The following is a 20,615-nucleotide window of genomic DNA, read 5'->3' on the forward strand; positions in this document are numbered from 1 at the left end:
CTCGGAGATGTGTATAAGAGACAGATATTATATTTTTTATAATTATAGGTATTATTGGATTTGTTTTACATGACAAACATTTGTATGTTCAAGATGATTTTGGCCACTGGGGAGTTTTAGCTAGGTTATTCTTAAGAACAGATCATTTAAATACTGTTCATGAAACTAGAATTGATTATACGGCATATCCACAAGCCTCTGCTTACTTTATTTATGGACTTGTAAGACTTATTGGTTATAGTGAAAGTAGAATGTTAGTAGCTAATGCTATTTTAGTTGTTTCGGGAGTATTTTGTTTATTTTCGTCAATTAAAGATTATAAGAAAGATATTGTAAAAATAATCTTACTTGTAGTTCTTGGTGTATTTGCGTGCTTTTATGATATAAGATTTCAAAGTCTAAGAGTAGATACAGTTATAGCTACGACTGCCTTTGGTGTTTTTGCCTACATTTATTATACAGATGTAAATAATTACAAGAATCTTTATTTTGCAATACCGATGTTTGTAAGCCTCGTTTTAGTAAAAACTAGTGCTATTTTATTTGCCTCTGTGGCTATAGCGTATTTATTTATAAAATATTATAGAGTTAGTAAAAAACTTGTATTTACTAATATAGCTGCTTTATTAATGACATTTTTATCTTGGAAGAACCATGTTAAATATAATTTTTCCTTAGGTTCAAAGCATGCCGTTTCAGTGAATAGATATGAGAAAATATTTGAGCAAAAAGATAGAGAGACAATTATTAAAATCAGCAGAGGATTCCTTAATAGGGTTAGAACTGATTATTTTATTATAGGGCTTATATTTTTGTTAATCTTTATATATTTGATTTATAATAAGGATAAAATTATAAGAAACTTAATTATACTGGTAATTTCCTTCTACGTTATCTATCAGCTAGGAAATTATTTCACATATATTTTCTCTATGGATGTAGGAGAAGCCTTAAGACTTGAAAGTTATGATAGATATATTAGGACAACTCATATTTATCTTGTAATGATATCTATATATATATTAAACCTTGATTATAATATAAGTAATGCTTTGAATCTCTTAATAGGAGCGCTTTTGATTTTTACTTGTTATTTTTCAGATTTGATTGCTCCATCAACACAAAGACAGATGGAAGCAATCGAGAATTTTAATAGGATGAGAGATGAAAAAGAGATTCCTCCAGGTAAAAGAATTTTGGTTAAATTTAAAGAAAGAGATAATTCTAGACTGTATACTAGAATAGTTATGTTTACTTTTGATACTTCAGAAGTGAAAGACACATTTGTAGGGGATGATAAACAATTTAATAAAGAAGACTTTGATTACATCATAGAAGAATAGGGTAGGCGGCTTGTCCGCTTACTTTTTTTAATCCACAAAACAAAGTATGATATACTATATACAAAGGAGATATGATGAAAAAAACTGTAATGTTAATTGATGGGTCGAGTTTGATTTTTAGGGCGTTTTTTGCTCTGCCTAAGCTCACCAACAATGACGGAGTAATGACTAATGGGGTTTATGGTTTTTTGACCATGTATAATAACGCCGTTAATAGATATAAACCAGACTATGTCCTTGTCGCTTTTGATAGGGCGTCAAAGACCTTTAGGCACAAGGAGTTTAAGGACTACAAGGCAACCCGTGACAAGATGCCAAGTGAACTGTCCTACCAGTTCGGAATTTTGAAAGATATTTTGGATTCCTTGAATATAAAATATACTGACCTTGAAGGTTTTGAGGCTGATGATATTGTAGGAACTTATGCCAAGATGGCTCAAGAGGCGGGCTACGACTCGGTTCTTATTACAGGTGATAGGGATTATTTACAGCTTGTCGATGAAAAGATTGTTGTAAATCTTACAAAAAAGGGTGTATCTGAAACCAAGGAATATACCGTCGATACTATAAAGGAAGAGTTTGGGCTAACTCCTAAGCAACTTATTGATGTGAAGGGGCTTGAGGGGGATAAGTCGGATAATATTCCAGGAGTTGACGGGATTGGTCCAAAGAAGGCGATTGACTTTATCAAGAAATATGGGTCTATTGAAGGACTCTATGAACATTTGGATGAAATTTCTGGCAAGAAAACTAAGGAAAGCCTAGAAAATAGCGAGGCTATTGCTTATATGAGCAAGAAGATAGGAACTATTGTAACATCTGCCCCTGTAGAATATGACCTAGAAGAAATTAAGGTTGGAACTCCTGACCTAGCTAGCCTTAGGGAAAAGTATGCCAAGTATAATTTCAATAAATTCCTTGATGACCTGGATGGCTCAAAGGAGATTGAGACAAAGACTTTCTCCTATAAAAAACTTGATGACTATGAAAGCCTGCTTGGAGATATTAGAAGAACAAAGGAATTTACCTTCAAGGTGCTTTATGACGGAGACCGATATATTCATAGCCAACCTCTAAAAATCGCCATCAAGACCAAGGATTCACCAACCTACATTGGAGAGCCGACAGATGAATTTGTAAGGCAGATGAAGGGAGTTTTTGAGGATGAGGATATTCTTAAAAATTCTTTTGATATCAAGGAAGATGTGGTTCTTTTGAACAAAATTGGTATAGACCTTAGCCTTCCCTATGATGACGTTATGCTCATGCACTACCTAATTGATCCTTCTAGGTCCTCCTATGACCTCAAAATCCTAAGCCAAGCCTACCTCGACTATGAAGTGGAAAATCCCACCGACCTTTTGGGTAAGGGCAAGAAGGCTCTTAGCTATGGGGACTTGGACTTTGCTAAGCTAGGAAATTTTGTGTCAAGTGAGCTAAATGCCATAGAAGATTCTAAGGAGAAGCTTGTAGCTAAGCTTAATGAGTATAAGATGTATGACCTTTATGAGGAGATAGAGATAAAACTTTCTAAGGTACTTGCTGATATGGAAATAGTTGGTTTTGTTACCGACAAAAAAGTTCTTGAGGATCTCAAAAAGGGCATTGATGAGGACTTAGAAAAGTTAACTAGAGAGATTTACGAGCTTGCTGGTTCTGAGTTTAACATAAATTCTACCAAACAATTAGGGGAAGTTTTATTTAAAGATTTAGACCTTCCTATAATCAAGAAAACTAAAACAGGGTTTTCTACAGATGCGTCAGTTCTCGAAAAACTCAGGGACAATCACCCAATTATTCCTAAAATAGAAAGATATAGAGAACTTTTCAAACTAAGGTCAACTTATATAGAAGGACTAGAAAATGCTATAGATGAAGATGGAAGAATAAGGTCGACCTTTAGGCAAAATATTGCAGCAACGGGCAGGCTATCTTCCCAATATCCAAACCTCCAAAATCTCCCTATAAAAACAGACGAGGGCAGACTCATAAGAAAGGCCTTCAAGGCTGGTGAGGGGAAAATCCTAATTGATGCAGACTATTCCCAAATAGAGTTAAGAATTTTAGCATCTCTTTCAAAAGATGACCATATGATTGAAGCTTTCAGGGAAGATGAAGATATTCACGCAAAGACAGCCTCAAAAGTCTTTCACACTCCTTTGGAGGAGGTTACAAAAAGGCAAAGGTCTGATGCCAAGGCTGTAAATTTTGGGATAATCTATGGGATAAGTGATTATGGACTTTCACAGAACTTAAATATTCCTAGGAAGGAAGCTAAGGAATATATCGACAACTACATGGCAAGCTATCCATCAATCAAGAAATACATGGATGGTATTGTAGAAAAAGCCAAGGAAGATGGCTTTGTTGAAACCCTCTTCAAGAGAAGAAGGTATGTGCCAGAAATTAATTCAAGTAACTTCAACGTAAGAAGTTTCGGTCAAAGAGTAGCACTAAATACGCCAATTCAAGGAACAGCTGCCGATATAATAAAGATTGCCATGATTGAGACAGATAAAAATATCAAAAAAGCAGGGCTTGATGCAAGGATAATCCTTCAAATTCACGATGAAATAATCCTTGAGGCAAGACTTGAAGATAAGCAAAAGGCTATAGAAATTCTTAGAGATTCAATGCAACAAGCTGCAAGGCTTGAAGTTCCACTTATTGTAGATATTGATACGGGAGATAGTATGTATGAATCCAAGTAGACTTGTAATCACTGGACTAATAGCCTCTGGCAAGTCAACTTTTGCTGATATTTTGAGAAAAAAGGGGGAAGTTGTAATTGATGCAGATGCTATTAACAAAAGTCTAATCCAAGAAGGTGGCAAAAATTATTTGGCCATCAAAAGGGAAAAGGACTTTAGCTCTGCCTTTTCTGAGGGAAAGCTCGATAAGAAAAAACTAGGGCAGATGATTTTTGAAAATCCTCAAAAAATGAGAAAGCTTAATGCCATCACCCACAAAAATATCATCGAAGAGATAGAAAAAGAAATAGAAAAAACCGATAAAACAAGAGTTTTTGTAGAAATCCCCTTATTTTTCCAGATGGAAGAAAAATTCCAAACTGACAAGGTAATCCTTGTAACTTGCGACAGAGACGTTCAAATTCAAAGGCTTATGGCAAGAGATGGAATAAGCAAAGATTTTGCCAAAACCAAGATTGAAAGTCAGGATATGCTGAAAAATATGATAGATAATAGCGATATAATAATCGATAATAGTGGAAACGAAAAAGACCTTAATAAAAAAATAAACAATATCTTAGATAGAGGTAACTTTTAATGAAAGTAATAAAATTTTTAGGAAAAACTCTAGGTTTCATAGTCCTAGCTATAGGAATATTTTTTGCGATAGTCTATGGCTTAATCGCCTATCAAACATCTAGGACTCAAATTTCCTACCAAAAAGAAATTAAAGAATACTCAGAAAAATACAATGTTGATCCCTTGCTTACAGCTTCGATTATAAAAGTTGAGTCAGATTTTGACAACAATGCCCAAAGCCACCAAGGGGCTCATGGCCTTATGCAACTTTTGGAAGATACTGCTAAACATTCAGCAGATGTTGTTGGGATTGAGTACTATCCAGAAAAGCTAAATGAAGTTAGCTATAACCTCGACTTGGGAGTAGGTTATTACGACTACCTCTACAGGTACTACAACAACAAGGACCTTGCCCTTGCTGCCTACAATGGTGGTGTTGGAAATGTAGATGATTGGATTAAGGATGGGATAATTGATAAAGAAAATCCAAATCCTTTGGATATTCCCTTTGAAGAAACTAGACAATATGTTACAAAAATCAATGCAAACTATGCTGTTATGAAAAAGTTTTACAAGGATGGCCTCCCAACTGATGAGGAACTTGGCAATCTCCGTGAACTAAGCATTAAAAATTTTAAAATTTTCATAAAAGATTTTATAAATAATATCAGATAAAGATTGAATGAAAAGCGATTTTAATTTATAATAGTAAGTGATCAATATAATAAGTAAGGAGAAATTTATGGCACTTAATTCCATGACATTTAAAAATGGTGTGCATATGGAGGAATATAAGGAGCTTACTGAAAATAGCGAGCTTAAACTTGCTAGCATTCCTAAGCTTGTAACAATTCCTTTGACCCAGCATATTGGGGCACCTAGCAAATGTCTAGTAGCAAAAAAAGACGAAGTTAGTGTAGGACAGCTAATAGGATCTGCTGTCGGAAATTTCTCTGCAAACATCCATTCCTCAGTTAGTGGAGTGGTTAAGGACATTATCGATATACAAACTGCCTCTGGCAAAAACGCCAAGGCAGTCGTAATTGATACCGAAGGTTTCGACCAAGATAAAGAATACATAGAAAAAGATAATGTAAGCCTTAATGCAGAAGAAATTGTAGAAAAGATTAAGGAAGCTGGAATAGTAGGTATGGGCGGAGCGGCTTTTCCTGCTCACATAAAATATCAACCAGCTAAACCAGTTGATACAGTAATTGTAAATGGTGCAGAATGTGAACCATACATTACTTGTGATGATTATTTGATGAAAAATAGGCCTCAAAGAATCCTAAAGGGGTTATGTCAAGCAATGAAGGCTGTTAATGCCACAAGGGGAATCGTTGCCATAGAGGATAATAAGCCAAAGGCTTACGATTCAATGGTGGCAGCCCTTGAAGACTTTGCTAGAGAAAACTCTAATCTTAACATCGAAATCAAAAAATTAGAGACCAAGTACCCACAAGGTGATGAGAAGAGGATGATAGATGTTTGTCTTGACAGACAAGTTCCAAGTGGTGGCTTACCAATGGATGTTGGAGCGATAGTATCAAATGTTTCGACAATGAACGCTATCTATGAGGCCTTATACATGGACAAACCTCTCTACGAAAGGATTGTTACAGTTACAGGCAAGGCGGTAAAAAATCCTACCAATATGCTTGTAAGGTGTGGTACAGAATTTGGTTACCTAATTGAAGAAGCGGGTGGAGCAGAGGATATTGCAAAACTTGTTAATGGTGGACCAATGTGTGGTATTGCTCAACCAGACCTAACTAGACCTGTCGAAAAGGCCAGCAACTGTATCCTAGTTTTAGCAAGTGATGAAGCTCAACCACTTGAAGTTAGCCCATGTATAAGATGTGGAAGATGTGTGGACGTTTGTCCTGTATACCTACTTCCTCTATATATCCACAAGTTCTCCCTTGAGGAAAGATTCGAAAAAGCTCAAGACTTTAACATTATGGATTGTATAGAATGTGGATCTTGCTCATTTGTTTGTCCATCTAATAGACCACTTGTTGAAGCCATCAAGTTTGGTAAGAGACAAATAAGACAAGCAGGAAAATAGGAGGAGTATATGGAAAATACAAAACAACTCTTGGTAACTGCTTCTCCTCATGTAAGAAGCAATCGTACAGTTAAGAAAGATATGCTAGATGTGATTATTGCACTTATACCAGCAGGCCTTGCCTCAGTATATTACTTTGGTTATAGGGCTTTGGTACTTATCCTAGCATCTGTAATAACTTGTGTGTTATCAGAATATATATTTAATAAAACAACAAAAAGAAAACAAACAATCAAAGATTTATCAGCAGTAGTAACAGGAATCCTACTTGCCTTCAACGTTCCATGCACCTTACCAGTATGGCAAATTGTGATTGGAGCAATGTTTGCAATAGTAGTAGCTAAGATGTTCTATGGTGGAATTGGACAAAATATTGTAAACCCAGCCCTTGCTGCAAGAGCCTTCCTAATGGCCTCATGGACCCAATCAATGACAAGTTTCGTATCACCAAAAAACATTGCTGCCCTAAAAACTGCAACAGACATTTCGACTGTAACATCAGCAACCCCTTTATCTGATCCTGCTAGTTATACAACAATGGATCTTTTCCTCGGAAATATACCAGGATGTTTGGGTGAAGTTTCAGCCATCGCACTTCTACTTGGGGCATGTTACCTACTAGTAAAAAAAGTTATTCACATAAGAATACCACTTACATATATAGTAACAGCAACAGTTTTATTGGGAGTTTTCGGAACAGGTTTCGCCGATTCTCTAAGAAATATCCTTTCAGGTGGTCTCTTACTTGGTGCATTTTTCATGGCAACCGACTACACAACCACACCAATGACAATCAAAGGTCAATATGTCTTTGCTGTAGGAGCAGGATTTCTTACAGCGATAATAAGAATTTGGGGAGGATACCCAGAAGGCGTATCATATTCAATCCTACTTATGAACTTAATAGTTCCAATCATAGAAACTTACACAAGAGATAAGACTTTTGGAAAAGTCGTGGCAAAGAAAGGAAAATAAAATGAATAATAGTTTGAAATTAGGTCTTAAATTATTCTTAATAACATCAGTTACTGCCTTTGCCCTAGCCTTGACAAACAATGCTACGAGCCCAATAATTGAAGCTAAGGCTCAAGAAAAACTTGAAGAATCATTGAAAGTAGTTTTTCCAGCAGATTCTTATGAGGAAGTCAAAGAAGCTAATGCTCCACAAACGCTAGAGAAAATCTACAAGGCGAGTGGTTCAAAGGGAGACGGATATGTCTTTCAAATATTATCACCGGGTGGTTATGGTGGAAATATTGAGTTTCTTATAGGAGTTGATAAAGACCATAAAATAACAGGATTTGCTCCATTAAACCATTCTGAATCAGCAGGATTCGGTAAACAAATGGAAGAAGATTTCTTCAAAAAAGGAATGGTAGGAGTAAGCATGGACGGAGAAGTTAAAGCTTCTAAGTCTGGTGGAGAAAACGAAATCGTAGGAATTACTGGCGCAACCATATCTACTAACACAATTCTTAGAGGTATCAATGACGCTGTAAAGGTCCTAGGTGAACTTAAATAGGAGATATTATGGAACAACAAATTGATAGACCTATTGAAAGTAAAAAAGCTCCAAAAGAAAATTTGGCAAAAGTATTCATTGAAGGACTATTTGCCAACAACCCAGTTTTTGTTCAAACTGTTGGTATGTGCTCAGTGCTTGCCATATCTTCATCTTTGACAAACGCCATAGGTATGGGAGTATCTGTAACTTTCGTAGTAGTGATGAGTAACTTGGTAATTTCTTTATTAAGAAATTTTATCTCAGATGAAATAAGAATTCCTGCCTTTATAGTAATAATTGCAGGTTTCGTAACAATAGTACAAATGTCAATCAAGGCTTACTTACCAGCCTTAGATGAATCCTTGGGTATCTTTATCCCACTTATAGTAGTTAACTGTCTTATCCTTGCTCGCGCTGAAGGTTTTGCTTCAAGCCATGGACCATTTTCTTCAATCATAGATGGTATTGGTCAAGGACTTGGCTATACTCTTGCTATATCAACCCTAGCTTTCTTTAGAGAGCTACTTGGAGCAGGAACACTTTTTGGAATGAGACTTATTCCAGAAACTTATACAATTGGATTCTTACAACAACCAGCATCATCATTTATAGTTCTTGGTATGTTAGTTGCAGCATTTAATGCTATTTCAAAGAAAAGAAAATAAGAGGAGATATTATGGGAAATCTATTTTCAATAATCATTGCAACTATTTTCGTAAGTAACTATGTACTAGGTCAATTCTTAGGTATCTGTCCTTCTCTTGGTGTTACAAGCAAGGTTGATACTGCACGAGGCATGGGTTTAGCGGTAATATTCGTTATAACACTAGCTTCAATTATTACTTGGATTATTCAATACTACATATTAAATCCACTAAACATCGGATTCTTACAAACAGTTGTATTTATATTAGTAATTGCAGCTTTGGTTCAATCAGTAGAAACAGTAATGAAAAAATCAATGCCAGCCCTATATGGAGCCTTGGGAGTTTTCCTTCCACTAATCACAACAAACTGTGTGGTTCTCGGTGTTGCTATTAAGGCGATTGATTCATCATACACTCTAATAGAAACTATAGTCTATGCTCTAGCAGCATCTGTTGGTTTCATGTTAGCTATTATGATACTTGCTTACATCAGAGAAAGAATTGAATATAATTCATTACCAGAAACCTTTAAGGGAGTTCCAATAACCCTAGTTACCCTAGGTCTTATGGCAATTGCCTTTATGGGATTTGCGGGACTAGCTTAGGAGGAAGTGATGATACAAACTATTATAATTCCAATTGTGGTTCTTGCTATATTGGGTTTTGTCTTTGCTGTGGGCCTAGGTTTTGTTAGTCAAAAATTCCATGTAGAAAAATCATTAAAAGAACAAGAAGTAAGAAATTGTCTTCCGGGTGCTAACTGTGGTGCTTGTGGCTTCCCAGGTTGTGATGGACTTGCAGCAGCAATCGCTAAGGGAGAAGCTCCAGTAGATGCTTGTGCCATAGGTGGTAAGGCAACAAGTGATGCTGTTGCAGCAGCTATGGGAGTAGAAGCAGTAGGTGGAGCAGATAGAAAAGTCGCTATAGTAAAGTGTGATGGAACTTGCGAAGCAGCAAAAGACATCTTCCAATATTCAGGAATCGAGGATTGTAGAGCACAAATTGCACTTTTTGGAGGCAAGAAAGCTTGTAATTATGGATGTGTTGGATGTGGGTCATGCGAGAAAGCTTGTCCATTTGATGCCATCCATGTTAAAGAGGGTGTTGCTATTGTGGACAGGGATAAGTGTGTTGCTTGTGGTAAGTGTGTAAGCACTTGTCCCAAAAATATTATTACCCTTGTTCCAATAAGTCAAAAACAAGTGGTTATTTGTTCAAGCCACGATAAGGGCAAGGATGCAAGAAATAATTGTAAAAATTCTTGTATTGGATGTAGCATTTGTGCGAAAACTTATCCAGAAGCCTTTGCTATGGATAACTTCCTTTCAGTAGAACAAATTGGAAAAGATTTTGATCCAGACCTTCTAAAACAAGCGGCAGAAAAATGTCCAAACAAGTGCATAGAAGTTTTTGAGTAAGAAATTAACAGCGTAGAAAGCTACGCTGTTTTTCTATGCCTTAAATTGACAATCAAGTAAATGAAATGATAAACTTAAAGGTGAGGTATAATATGAAAATCAAAAAAGGTGATATTATAGTTATAGGTTTCTTGTTGATGTTTTCACTTGCCTTTTCCTTTATTATTACAAAAATAACCTCCCAAGCTAAGGGAAATATTTTAAGGATAAAGCAAGATTCTAAGATTATCAAGGAAGTAGCTTTGGATAAGGACCAAGAATTTAAGGTAGAATACCTTGGCCACTATAACATAATAAAGATAAAGGATGGCAAGGCTTTTGTGTCAGATGCCGATTGCTCAGATAAGATATGCACTCATATGTCTCCCATCCATAATGTTGGTGAAACAATTATATGCCTACCCCATAGGTTATTTTTGGAAGTTTATTCTAAGGATAAGAAGGCTGGGGGAGACGATCAGATAGATAAGGTGGTTAGATGAAAACTCAGGTAAGAAAAATCACGAATCTTGCTTTATTTACAGCTATGGCTCTTGCCATATCTTTGCTAGAGCATTACATTCCCTTGCCTATACCTATTCCAGGTGCAAAACTTGGACTTTCTAATATAATATTATTAGTTGGCTTATACTTTTATGGGCTTAAGGCTGGTCTTACGATTGGGATTTTGAAGTCATTTTTGCTTATTCTTATTACAGGAATGGTTTCTTCATTTTTTTTCTCAGCTATGGGAGCAATCCTTGCTTGCATTTCAATGAGCCTAAGCATTAAATTTTTGGATAAAAGTCTAAGCTTCATAGGAGTAAGTGAGATAGGGGCTTTCTTCCATAATTTCGGGCAAGTTCTTGTGGCTACTGTAGTTATGGGAAATATCAAGATGTACTACTACTTTCCTCTTTTAGTTTTTGTGGGGACTTTTACTGGATTTTTTGTTGGACTTAGCTCTAATTATATTATTAGGCATATGGAAAAAATTGGGATAAGCAGATATCATGGAAACAAAGACGATTAAGGACTTGGATATTTCAGATAGACCAAGGGAGAAGATGATTAATGAAGGCTATGAAGCTCTCAATGAGGAGGAGCTTCTTGCTGTCATTTTATCTACAGGTTATAAGAATAAGAATGTAATAGAATTGTCCAAGGAAATCCTAGCTTCCTTTAGCTATGAGGAGCTTTTGGAAGTAGAAGTAGATGAACTTATAAAAATTGATGGCATCAAATTAGCTAAGGCTACAAAAATTGTGGCGAGCCTCCAATTAGGTAGGAGAATTAGCGAGAAGGTAATTAAGAAGAAAATCAAAAAAATTACTTCAAGTGCTGATGTCTATACTTATATGAAAAACGAACTAACCTTTAAGAAAAAGGAACATTTTGTTGCCATCCTTTTAGATACTAAAAATGTTATAATAGCAGAAGAAACAATTTCCATAGGCGACTTGTCTTCTACTATTGTAAATCCAAGGGAAGTATTTAAGCCTGCCATAAAAAAGTCGGCTAAGTCAATAGTTCTAGTACATAATCATCCAAGTGGCAATCCAACTCCATCTATGGAGGATTTACAAATAACCAAAAGACTTGTCGATGCTGGAGAAATCTTGGATATAAGTGTTCTTGACCATATAATAATAGGCAAGGATAAGTTTTATAGTTTTAAAAAAGAAGGAAATATTTGAGGGGTAAACTTATGAATTTTAGAATTCTTGCTTCTGATTTTGCAATAGATCTAGGAACAAGCAATATATTAGTATATAAAAAGGGTGATGGAATTATTGCAAAAGAGCCATCTTTTTTGCTTTTAGATGAGAATAACACCAAAGTTTTGGCCATAGGGGATTCTGCCAAACAAATGCTTGGTAAAACTCATGACAAAATTCACCTAGTAAAGCCTATAGAAAACGGAGTAATAACCGATTTCAACTTGACTGAAGCCCTGCTAAATTATTTTTTCAAGAAAGTTAATAGTGGTTTTTCCTTCCTCCAGCCTAGAGTTGTTATCTGTGTTCCATCAGGAATAACTGATATCCAAGCGAGGGCTGTTGAAGATGCGGCTCTTCATGCGGGAAGTAGGGATGTAATCCTTGTAGATGAGAGTCTAGCAGCAGCTTATGGGATGGATCTTGGCCCAGATGAGCCAAAGGGAAGCCTAATTGTAAACCTCGGTGGTGGAGTAAGCGAGGCTTCAGTAATTTCTCTTAATGGAGTTATAACAAATAAGTCTATAAATAAGGGAGGAGATTATATAGACTCTCTTATAGGAGATTACTTTAGAGATCAACTTTCTCTTGAAATTGGAGAAAATACAGCAGAAAATGTGAAAAATTCAGTCCTAAGCCTGAGGGTAAAGGATAAGAAACTTTCTATAGAGGTTGATGGTCGTGACTTAGAAACGGCTATGCCTAAGACTGTTAGCATAACAAGTGAGAGCTTACTATCTTGTATAATGCCATTTGCAAATACGGTTGTAGATATGATTTATGAGGTTTTGGAGAAAACTCCACCTGAAATCAGTTCAGATATCAAGAAAAATGGTATTTACTTGACTGGAGGACTTACAAAGCTTAGGGGTCTTAGCGAATATATATCCGAAAGAATGGGTCTTTCCGTAAGCGTATCTGAAGATCCGATATCGGATGCTATAAAGGGTGCTGGAATTATATTGGACAATCCTGATAGATTTGTTAAGTATCGTAAGTAGGTAATTATGGCATACAGAAGAAAGAAGAAAAACATCAAGGGATTTGTAGTTACAGTTTTTAGTTTGCTAATAATTATAGCTATCTCTTCTCAAACAAAAAAAATAAATGAAACAGGGTCAAATATAGCTAATACTATCTTTGCCCCAGTAGAAAAAATCACTTATTCAATATCATCTGTCATCAAAGAACAGGTAGAAAGAACCATAGGGTCTAAGGAAACAAGGGCAGCTGTCGAAAAGCTCGAGGAGGAAAACAAGGCTTTAGAGATTGAAAATTCCAAGTTAAACACTATCATTTCTCAAAAAGATTTTTTAGAAAATGAGAAAAATGCCCTAGATGCAACTAAGAACGACTATATGACTGCCTATGTTGTAAATACTGACTCAAACTCTATGACCAAGAATTTCACCATAGATAAGGGCAAAAAAGACGGTATTGAAGTAAATGATATAATCCTACAGGCTGTTGGAGATTCAAAGTATTATACAGGCCTTGTTGGAAAAGTAACCCAAGTATATCAAACGACTGCTAGGGTTGAGACAATCAATTCCAAGTCAAATGATGTATCTTTCATCAATTCCAAAAGCGGGGACTATGGAGTTATAAATAATTTCACCCAAAAAACTATCCAAGGTTATATGCTTGATGTTGATAGTGAGGTTAAATCTAAGGATGTTCTTTTGACAAGTGGACTTGGGGGAATTTATCCAGCAGGTATTTATATAGGAACAGTTTCTAATGTTACAATGAGTCAGGACGCTCTAAAGAAAAATATAACCCTCAATTCGCCAGTCGACTTCTCCCACCTATATAGGGTCTTGGTTTTGAAGCAAACTGACAAGTATAGCGTGGATGAAGTTGTTGAAAATGAAAATTACCAAGGAGAAAATGATGAATAAGGTCAAGACTTTCTTATTGTTATTAATATCTTTTATCTTGCAAACTACAGTATTTTCTAAAATCAATATCTTTGGAGCAAATGTAAATATATTAATACCAGCTCTTGTTGCTATATCACAATTCTTGGGAGGAAAGACTGGTGGCTATAGTGGCCTAATCCTAGGTCTTGTGGAAGATTTTCTCCTAACTTCCTTCATAGGAGTAAGAGCCTTATCCTATTACTTAATTGGCTATGTGGTTGGCTCTAAGGACTTTAAATTGCCAAGAGACAGGGCAAGCGGTGCTTTGATTACGGTTGGGGCGAGTATTTTTAACTTCCTTCTTGTTTCTGTAATTTATTTTCTCCTAGGGAAAAGTTCAGCAGATATCTTAGCCTACCTTCCTATAGGACTTATAATCGAAGTGGTCTTTAATGGATTGATATACATCCTCTATAACTTAATTGTAGGTAAGATTATGTACCTTCCTACCTACAGAATATAAGGAGGGAATAGTTTGAGAAAACTTAAAGAAAAAAGGTTGGTTTTTGTTCAGCTTCTTGTAGGATTCTTGTTTCTTGTCATAGGATTGAGACTTGCCAAGGTCATGCTTGTTCAAGGTGATTATTACAGAGACCTTTCTGATAATAGAAAAGTTAAGGAAGTTGATGAAATTGCCAGCCGTGGAAATATTTACGATAGGAATGGGAAAGTCCTTGCGACCTCTATTCCTTCTTTTGCTGTTCAATTATACAAGGATCAACTAACTAGCCTAAGTGAGGATAGAAAGCTTGCAAACATATCAAGACTTGTAGATATTCTTGAAGAGGATGGAGTCAATTACACAGAAGATTACAATCTTAGGATAAACTCTTTTGAATTTAAGGATAAGAAAAGTTATTTCAATCACAAGCAAATGCCAAAAGATACAGTAGTAGACTTGATAATAGACAACGATTTGGTCAAAAATCTTATCGAAGGCGTATATACAAAGGATAATATCCAATATGAGACTGCTAACACTGCCCTACTTGCATTAAAAAAGAGGGGGATAGATATCCCTTGCCATGTAAGTCAGAGTGATGGTAAACTTGATATAAGCTTTAAGGAAAATGCTGAAACTAAGTTAAAGTCAATAGGAAGTCCCACCAATGCTGATCCTGTTGATGTAATAGTAAATCAAATAGGAAACGACAGGTCTGTTATTTCATCTATCCTCCAAAACTCTCATGCTAGAAGGATAGCCTATGATATTCTAAAGGCTAACAAGCTTGAGGGAGATGTAGAATTAAAAGACTTTGCTGTAAAAACTGACGAAGATTTCTTAGAGAAAAAAGCAAAACTCCACAAGTTGTTTGATAAAATCACCTACGAATCCAAGGCTAAGGATGACTTTTATGAGATTGTAAAAAATTCTACCATAGATGATGTTCTCAAGGAAGCAAGTGTTGATGAAAAGGGACAGTACATAATACCTGCCAACATCCTTATAGAAGAGCTCGAAAATATGGGCATATACGCTAATTTTGAAACAGAAGTTGTAACCGAAAAAGAAGATAATAAGAATGAATATTCTGTGGAAGTAAGGTATAAAAACCCAGAAGCAGGAGATCCTGTTAAGGCTTTGGCTAAGCTTGCTGACCAGAAAGGGCTTTTGAAAAAATTAATTTTATCAGAAGATATCAAATACCTTGCCCAAAATGCCAACACCAAAAACAATATCTACCCAAATATAGATATAACTGATAAGGACCCAAAAGAGTGGGATTACACCTTTGTCAAAGATGAAAAAGACTTCTACACCTACTACGCCCAAAAGGATAGGGCAAACTCGACTGATGATATAGTTGAGCTTCTAAGCAAAGAAGAGGATGCAGGAAAAATTCTAGCCTACCTAAAGAAGGTAAATAAGATAGAAAAATACAATGACCACGAAGCTATAGGCATTTTAACCATAGATAACAAACTTAATAGACAAGGAAACTTTGGCTATAGGCCTATAAACATCGTCTATAACTTAGATGAAACCACTGTTCTAAAAATAGAAGAAAAGATAGACAAATCATCAGGAATTGTCGTTGAAACAATTCCTATAAGGCATTATCCAAATAGGTATCTGGCAAGCCATATCCTTGGATATATGGGACCAATTGCCACAGGCGAAGAGCTTGAAAAGTATGTAAATAAAAGAGGCTACCTAAGAGATGAAATCATAGGAAAAACGGGAATTGAAGAATCATATGAAGATAACCTCAAGGGTAAAAATGGAAGGTCGCTAGTTACAGTAGATTCAAATGGAAATAGGAAACAAACTATTTCTAAGTCAACCTCAGAGCCAGGAGACGATGTATACTTAACAATAGATAAAGACCTCCAAGAAATGGCAGAAAAATCTCTCAAGGGAGTGCTAGAATCTATAAGAAGAGGTTCTAGTTATGAATCGGAGTATGGAAGTTTTGCTCCAATAAAACCTGCCCCAAATGCTGAAAGTGGAGCAGTTGTTGTAACAAATGTCAAAACTGGACAAGTGCTTGCTATGGCATCATTCCCAGACTACGATCCAAATATTTTCGCTACAGGAATATCATCTTCTGACTGGGAATCCCTTCAAGTAGAAGAAGGTGCAGGGCCTCTTGTACCAAGACCTATGCTTAATATAGCTAGTCAAACTGCAGTTATGCCAGGTTCAACCTTTAAGCTTGTTACAAGCCTTGCAGCCCTTGAGAAGGGGCTTGATCCTCTAGCTACCAATTATTGTCATGGCTTTATGGACATTGGTAATAGTAGATTTTCATGTTTGATTTATACAGAAACAGGTCATACCAATGGTGAAGAAAACTTGTATGGAGCAATAAGAGATTCTTGTAACTACTATTACTACACCCTAGCATTGGGCAAAAATCCTGAAGATGGAGATACTCTAGGTGTGAAGCTAGAGCTAAATGATGTAAGAACGGCTGCAGAAAAACTTGGCCTTGACCAAAAAACAGGAATAGAAATCAATATTCCTCAAGAAACTGTAGGAAACATTCCATCAATAAACAAAAAAATTGAAGTAACAAAGGCAATCCTTAAAAAATATCTCGAAAACAACTTGTCCATATTTATCAAGGAAGATGTGAAAAAGACCAAGGATGAGTTTAAGGAAGATGTTGCAAACATAGTTCGTATGGCTGATGACCCTGAGGGCTGGCCAAGGGATAAGATAATAAAATACTTAGAAAATATGGGATATGATGCTGAAGGATACTATGATGGACAAATAGCAAGTCTTGCTGATACAATCAAGTTCACCTACCTAAACCAAGCAAACTGGGATGTAACAGATATGCTAAACATAGTTATAGGTCAAGGTCAAAATGCCTATACACCTCTACAAATGAATAGGGTTATGTCAACAATCAGCAATGGTGGATACTTGAACAAGTTTACCTTAATCGATAAGATATCAAACCACGACTCCAAGGAAGTTCTCTTCCAAAACGTAACAGAGTCAAATAAGATTGACATCAAAGATACTAAACATCTTGAAGATATCAAATATGGGGCTATGCTAGTAGCTAAAGACAATGCTATCCTAAACCAACTACCTATAGACATAGGGGTAAAGACAGGAACAGCGGAAGTTGAAGGTAAGAATGCTGATGGGTCTGACTATTATCCATATGCTTGGATGATTGGCTTTGCCCCATATGACGATCCAGAGATTGCTGTATCTGTAATCCTAACCCAAGGAAATACAAGCTATCATGCATCTCCTATTATGAGAGATATTATCGGCAAGTATTTTGACCTCAAGGTCAATACTTCAAATCCTGACCAATCGGTTCAAGATATAAATAATATTGAATATGGTCATAATGAATCACAGCAAAGCCAAACTGGACAAAATCCAAATGGGAATGTTGGCAATACGCAAGAAGCTGATCAAGAAAAGACAAGTGAAGGGAACCAATGATGAAAGTTTATATAATTAATTCAAGCGAAGAAAAAGATAGGGTAAAATTCGCAGTAAGTCTTGCTCAAAGGCTAAAGAAAAAGGGGAAAACTCTCCTCATATCAACCCAAAGACAGGAAGTTAACATCGAAGACTTCTTTGGCAAGGATGGGATGATTACCTACGACTTAGCAGATTACTTCTTGGATAGGATAGCCTTTGAAGATGTTTTAGTAAAAGATGAAGGGTTGGACTTTATCATAGGGCCCCTTCTTGATGATAAATACGAAATCAAAAAAGAAGATATGGATAAGCTTATCAGTCAAGAAGGCTATGATTTTCTAGTAATTGATAAGATAGACCCAGACCTATTTAGTGAAAAAAAATCTGTCCTCCTTGTAGAAGAAGGCAAATTCCCAACAAACATCAAGGAAGATAGTTTCTTCATAAGGGAAGTGTCAAGCTCTTATGATATAAGGCTTTATAAGGAAAAAATCGAAGCTTTTGGCAAAAACTTCCTAGGAGAAGTTAAGGCGACAGAAGAATTTGATGGGGTGGTTGACAATTTAATTAATGAAAATTATCAGATAGTTCCAAACCTATCCTTCTTTGAGAAATTAAAATTGAAGTTTAGCAAATGACAGATTTTATCTTTGTGGACAAAAAAACAAAGGTTCTAGCAAAAATCATAGCTGATAGGGTGGTCGAAGTTAAATTTTACGATTCGCTCATAGGCAATATCTACAGGGGAAAAGTTATCAACAAACTCGATGCCCTCAAAGGCTATTTTGTAGAATATGCCAAGGGAGAGACTCTGTACTTAACATCAACCATTCCCTACAAGATTGGAGATAATGTAATCGTCCAATATGTAAGAGACCCTGCAAATGGCAAACTAGCTCTGGGGTCTCTTAATTTTAAGCTAGAAAATGAAAATTATTGGGTCAAGAGATTTCCACAAGCAAAAGGGCCTAGTCAAAAAAATACTAAGAAAAGAGATAACAAGCTCTACAAAGACCTAGCTAGTGAAAAAGAAAGATTGATAAGGGAAGAGAAGTTTTATCCGACGCCAAAAATACTTTACGAAAATTCCTACCTAGACACCTATCTTAGGGAAAATTCTAATCTAGCAATAATTGAAGGGAACATAAAAGAACTCAAGCAATTCAAAGACGCCCTCCAAATAATCAAAGAAAAAAAGATTAAATATGGGGACTATTCAATCATAATTGATGATCTAGAAACTCTTACAGTTGTAGATGTAAACACAGATGGCAAAAAGTCAAAAAATAAGAAGGACAAGTTTCTAGAAAACATAAATTTGGAATTGATTGACTTTATAGCCTACAACCTCAAACTCAGAAATGTTGGAGGAATGGTTGTAATAGATTTTCTTAGAAACGAAAATAAGGAGATAATAGAAGAAACTTTCAATAAAAAAGCTAAAATGTTTGGTCTTGAATGTGAAATATTTGGATTTTCACCTATGGGACTTTTTGAAATGACCATAAAAAGAAGAGGAGATAGCTTATACAGGGAACTAGACCTAAGGAATTTACTTTCCTAGGTCGAAACCTGCGACTAAGTCCTCTTTTTTTTCTTTGGTCAATTTTTTTATGGAACGCTCCAACTTTAGACCCTCCGACCTTGTAGAAACTTCCTCATAATAAACAAGCCTTACAGGAAGCCTACTTCTTGTGTACTTGGCACCCTTACCAGAATTGTGGACAACTAATCTTCTATCAAGATTAGTTGTATAGCCAGTATATAGGGAATTATCAGAACATCTTAAAATATAGACGTAATGACTCATGAGAAAATCTCTCCGACAACCCTGCTAATGAGGTCAAAATCAAATCCTTTACTAGCCAGATGCCTGTAGACCTTGTTCTTATTAGCAAAAGAATAATCCCCTCGAGCCTTCTTCTGAGCAAAATACTTGGCCCTTTCATACTCTTTTTCAGCATCAATCAAGTCAAGATTTTCATCGATAAGAGAATCGGGGATTCCCTTAATCCTTAGCTTGTACTTAATTTTATTTCTTGGCCAACCATTAATAGACGACTTATCAGAAATAAAGGCACGAACAAACTCATTATCATCAATCAAATGAAAATCGACTAGAAAATTCATAACCCTATCAACAACATCAGCCTCATATCCCTTATCTCTGAGGATTTTACCTATTTCAAAGCTAGTCTTATTAGCATAGGAAATTCTCGACAAGATATAATTTTTTGCTCTATTATAAGAATTTTCTTCTGAAATTTTCTTAAAGTCAGCAAAATCAACCTCATCATTCCTAGAAATCCCCAAATCATTAAAAAAATCATAGGAGACATAAAAAAATTCACCAGAGATATTCAACCTACACAAGTTATATTTATCGGAATAATCAATCTCTTCTACAATCATAGACCAGCTAGAGAATTGTAAGCACTATAAATAATAGGAGCTACCATAGAAATTGCAATAACAATTGCAAAAATTTTAAGAATTGTTTTTCTACTTTTCATAATTCACCTCTTGTTCCTATTCTACTACTTATAAGGCAAAAATAAAAATAATAAAAAATACTTGCACATAAATAAAATTCATGGTATTATATATATTGTTGAGAGAGAGATAAGACAAGGAAATCTTAAATAAAAAGAAATAATTGTTAAAAAAACTTGACAAGCTAGTTCGTAAATGGTATTATGAAATAGTGATGGCTTGGTGGGTATGGTCCAGTTGGTTAAGACACCTGGTTGTGGCCCAGGAGGCCGTGAGTTCGAATCTCACTACTCACCCCATATGCGGGATTGGCGGAATTGGCAGACGCGCTAGACTTAGGATCTAGTGGGAATTTC

Annotated in this window: 21 protein-coding genes and 1 tRNA gene; 20 read left to right on the forward strand and 2 right to left on the reverse strand. The window is 35.8% G+C overall.

Going from position 1 to position 20,615, the window contains the following annotated elements; genetic code table 11:
* Positions 1-80 precede the first annotated feature (80 nt).
* The 19 genes from Q0W95_RS04670 (at position 81) to Q0W95_RS04760 (ending at position 19,330) form a co-directional block, all read left to right on the forward strand.
* Positions 81-1,343, forward strand: a complete 1,263-nt coding sequence (locus tag Q0W95_RS04670; RefSeq protein WP_297790363.1) for a hypothetical protein — start codon at positions 81-83, stop codon at positions 1,341-1,343.
* A gap of 74 nt (positions 1,344-1,417) precedes the next feature.
* Complete coding sequence (gene polA, locus Q0W95_RS04675) at positions 1,418-4,054, forward strand: DNA polymerase I (RefSeq protein WP_297790365.1); 2,637 nt, start codon at positions 1,418-1,420, stop codon at positions 4,052-4,054.
* Positions 4,041-4,631, forward strand: a complete 591-nt coding sequence (gene coaE / locus Q0W95_RS04680) for a dephospho-CoA kinase (RefSeq protein WP_297790367.1) — start codon at positions 4,041-4,043, stop codon at positions 4,629-4,631. Before polA ends, coaE begins: the two co-directional genes overlap by 14 nt.
* Positions 4,631-5,287, forward strand: a complete 657-nt coding sequence (locus Q0W95_RS04685) for a lytic transglycosylase domain-containing protein (protein ID WP_297790369.1) — start codon at positions 4,631-4,633, stop codon at positions 5,285-5,287. Before coaE ends, Q0W95_RS04685 begins: the two co-directional genes overlap by 1 nt.
* Positions 5,288-5,354: 67 nt before the next feature.
* Entirely contained in the window at positions 5,355-6,680 is a 1,326-nt protein-coding gene (gene rsxC, locus Q0W95_RS04690; RefSeq protein ID WP_297790370.1) for an electron transport complex subunit RsxC, read from the forward strand.
* 9 nt (positions 6,681-6,689) lie between these two features.
* A complete protein-coding gene (locus Q0W95_RS04695) occupies positions 6,690-7,655 on the forward strand; it encodes an RnfABCDGE type electron transport complex subunit D (protein ID WP_297790372.1) in 966 nt (321 codons plus the stop codon).
* A 1-nt stretch (position 7,656) separates the two neighbouring features.
* Positions 7,657-8,202, forward strand: coding sequence for an FMN-binding protein (locus Q0W95_RS04700; protein WP_297790374.1), 546 nt, complete (start codon positions 7,657-7,659; stop codon positions 8,200-8,202).
* Between the two features lie 8 nt (positions 8,203-8,210).
* A complete protein-coding gene (locus Q0W95_RS04705; RefSeq protein ID WP_297790376.1) occupies positions 8,211-8,849 on the forward strand; it encodes an electron transport complex subunit E in 639 nt (212 codons plus the stop codon).
* An 11-nt stretch (positions 8,850-8,860) separates the two neighbouring features.
* On the forward strand, positions 8,861-9,436 hold the full coding sequence (locus Q0W95_RS04710; RefSeq protein ID WP_297790378.1) for an RnfABCDGE type electron transport complex subunit A: 576 nt from the start codon (positions 8,861-8,863) through the stop codon (positions 9,434-9,436).
* 9 nt (positions 9,437-9,445) lie between these two features.
* On the forward strand, positions 9,446-10,249 hold the full coding sequence (locus Q0W95_RS04715; protein WP_297790380.1) for an RnfABCDGE type electron transport complex subunit B: 804 nt from the start codon (positions 9,446-9,448) through the stop codon (positions 10,247-10,249).
* A gap of 92 nt (positions 10,250-10,341) precedes the next feature.
* Positions 10,342-10,731, forward strand: a complete 390-nt coding sequence (locus tag Q0W95_RS04720; protein ID WP_297790382.1) for a NusG domain II-containing protein — start codon at positions 10,342-10,344, stop codon at positions 10,729-10,731.
* A complete protein-coding gene (locus Q0W95_RS04725; RefSeq protein ID WP_297790384.1) occupies positions 10,728-11,261 on the forward strand; it encodes a Gx transporter family protein in 534 nt (177 codons plus the stop codon). Before Q0W95_RS04720 ends, Q0W95_RS04725 begins: the two co-directional genes overlap by 4 nt.
* A complete protein-coding gene (gene radC / locus Q0W95_RS04730) occupies positions 11,242-11,925 on the forward strand; it encodes a DNA repair protein RadC (RefSeq protein ID WP_297790386.1) in 684 nt (227 codons plus the stop codon). The genes Q0W95_RS04725 and radC overlap by 20 nt, the downstream gene beginning before the upstream one ends.
* Before the next feature lie 11 nt (positions 11,926-11,936).
* Positions 11,937-12,947, forward strand: a complete 1,011-nt coding sequence (locus Q0W95_RS04735; RefSeq protein WP_297790388.1) for a rod shape-determining protein — start codon at positions 11,937-11,939, stop codon at positions 12,945-12,947.
* A gap of 6 nt (positions 12,948-12,953) precedes the next feature.
* Complete coding sequence (gene mreC / locus Q0W95_RS04740; RefSeq protein ID WP_297790390.1) at positions 12,954-13,847, forward strand: rod shape-determining protein MreC; 894 nt, start codon at positions 12,954-12,956, stop codon at positions 13,845-13,847.
* Positions 13,840-14,331, forward strand: a complete 492-nt coding sequence (gene mreD, locus Q0W95_RS04745) for a rod shape-determining protein MreD (protein WP_297790391.1) — start codon at positions 13,840-13,842, stop codon at positions 14,329-14,331. Before mreC ends, mreD begins: the two co-directional genes overlap by 8 nt.
* Positions 14,332-14,343: 12 nt before the next feature.
* Entirely contained in the window at positions 14,344-17,784 is a 3,441-nt protein-coding gene (locus tag Q0W95_RS04750; RefSeq protein WP_297790393.1) for a penicillin-binding transpeptidase domain-containing protein, read from the forward strand.
* Entirely contained in the window at positions 17,781-18,404 is a 624-nt protein-coding gene (locus tag Q0W95_RS04755) for a hypothetical protein (RefSeq protein WP_297790395.1), read from the forward strand. The genes Q0W95_RS04750 and Q0W95_RS04755 overlap by 4 nt, the downstream gene beginning before the upstream one ends.
* Complete coding sequence (locus Q0W95_RS04760; protein ID WP_297790397.1) at positions 18,401-19,330, forward strand: ribonuclease E/G; 930 nt, start codon at positions 18,401-18,403, stop codon at positions 19,328-19,330. The genes Q0W95_RS04755 and Q0W95_RS04760 overlap by 4 nt, the downstream gene beginning before the upstream one ends.
* On the opposite strand, the gene Q0W95_RS04765 is transcribed toward Q0W95_RS04760, so the two are convergent.
* Entirely contained in the window at positions 19,319-19,576 is a 258-nt protein-coding gene (locus Q0W95_RS04765) for a GIY-YIG nuclease family protein (RefSeq protein WP_297790399.1), read from the reverse strand. The two genes, Q0W95_RS04760 and Q0W95_RS04765, sit on opposite strands and share 12 nt — an antisense overlap.
* On the reverse strand, positions 19,573-20,178 hold the full coding sequence (locus tag Q0W95_RS04770) for a regulatory protein RecX (RefSeq protein ID WP_297790401.1): 606 nt from the start codon (positions 20,176-20,178) through the stop codon (positions 19,573-19,575). The genes Q0W95_RS04765 and Q0W95_RS04770 overlap by 4 nt, the downstream gene beginning before the upstream one ends.
* A 303-nt stretch (positions 20,179-20,481) precedes the next feature.
* Between Q0W95_RS04770 and Q0W95_RS04775 the strand changes: the two genes are divergently transcribed.
* Positions 20,482-20,558, forward strand: a tRNA-His gene (locus Q0W95_RS04775).
* The last annotated feature ends 57 nt before the right edge of the window (positions 20,559-20,615 follow it).

The sequence above is a fragment of the uncultured Anaerococcus sp. genome, from assembly GCF_947253225.1.
Taxonomy (GTDB): Bacteria; Bacillota; Clostridia; order Tissierellales; family Peptoniphilaceae; genus Anaerococcus.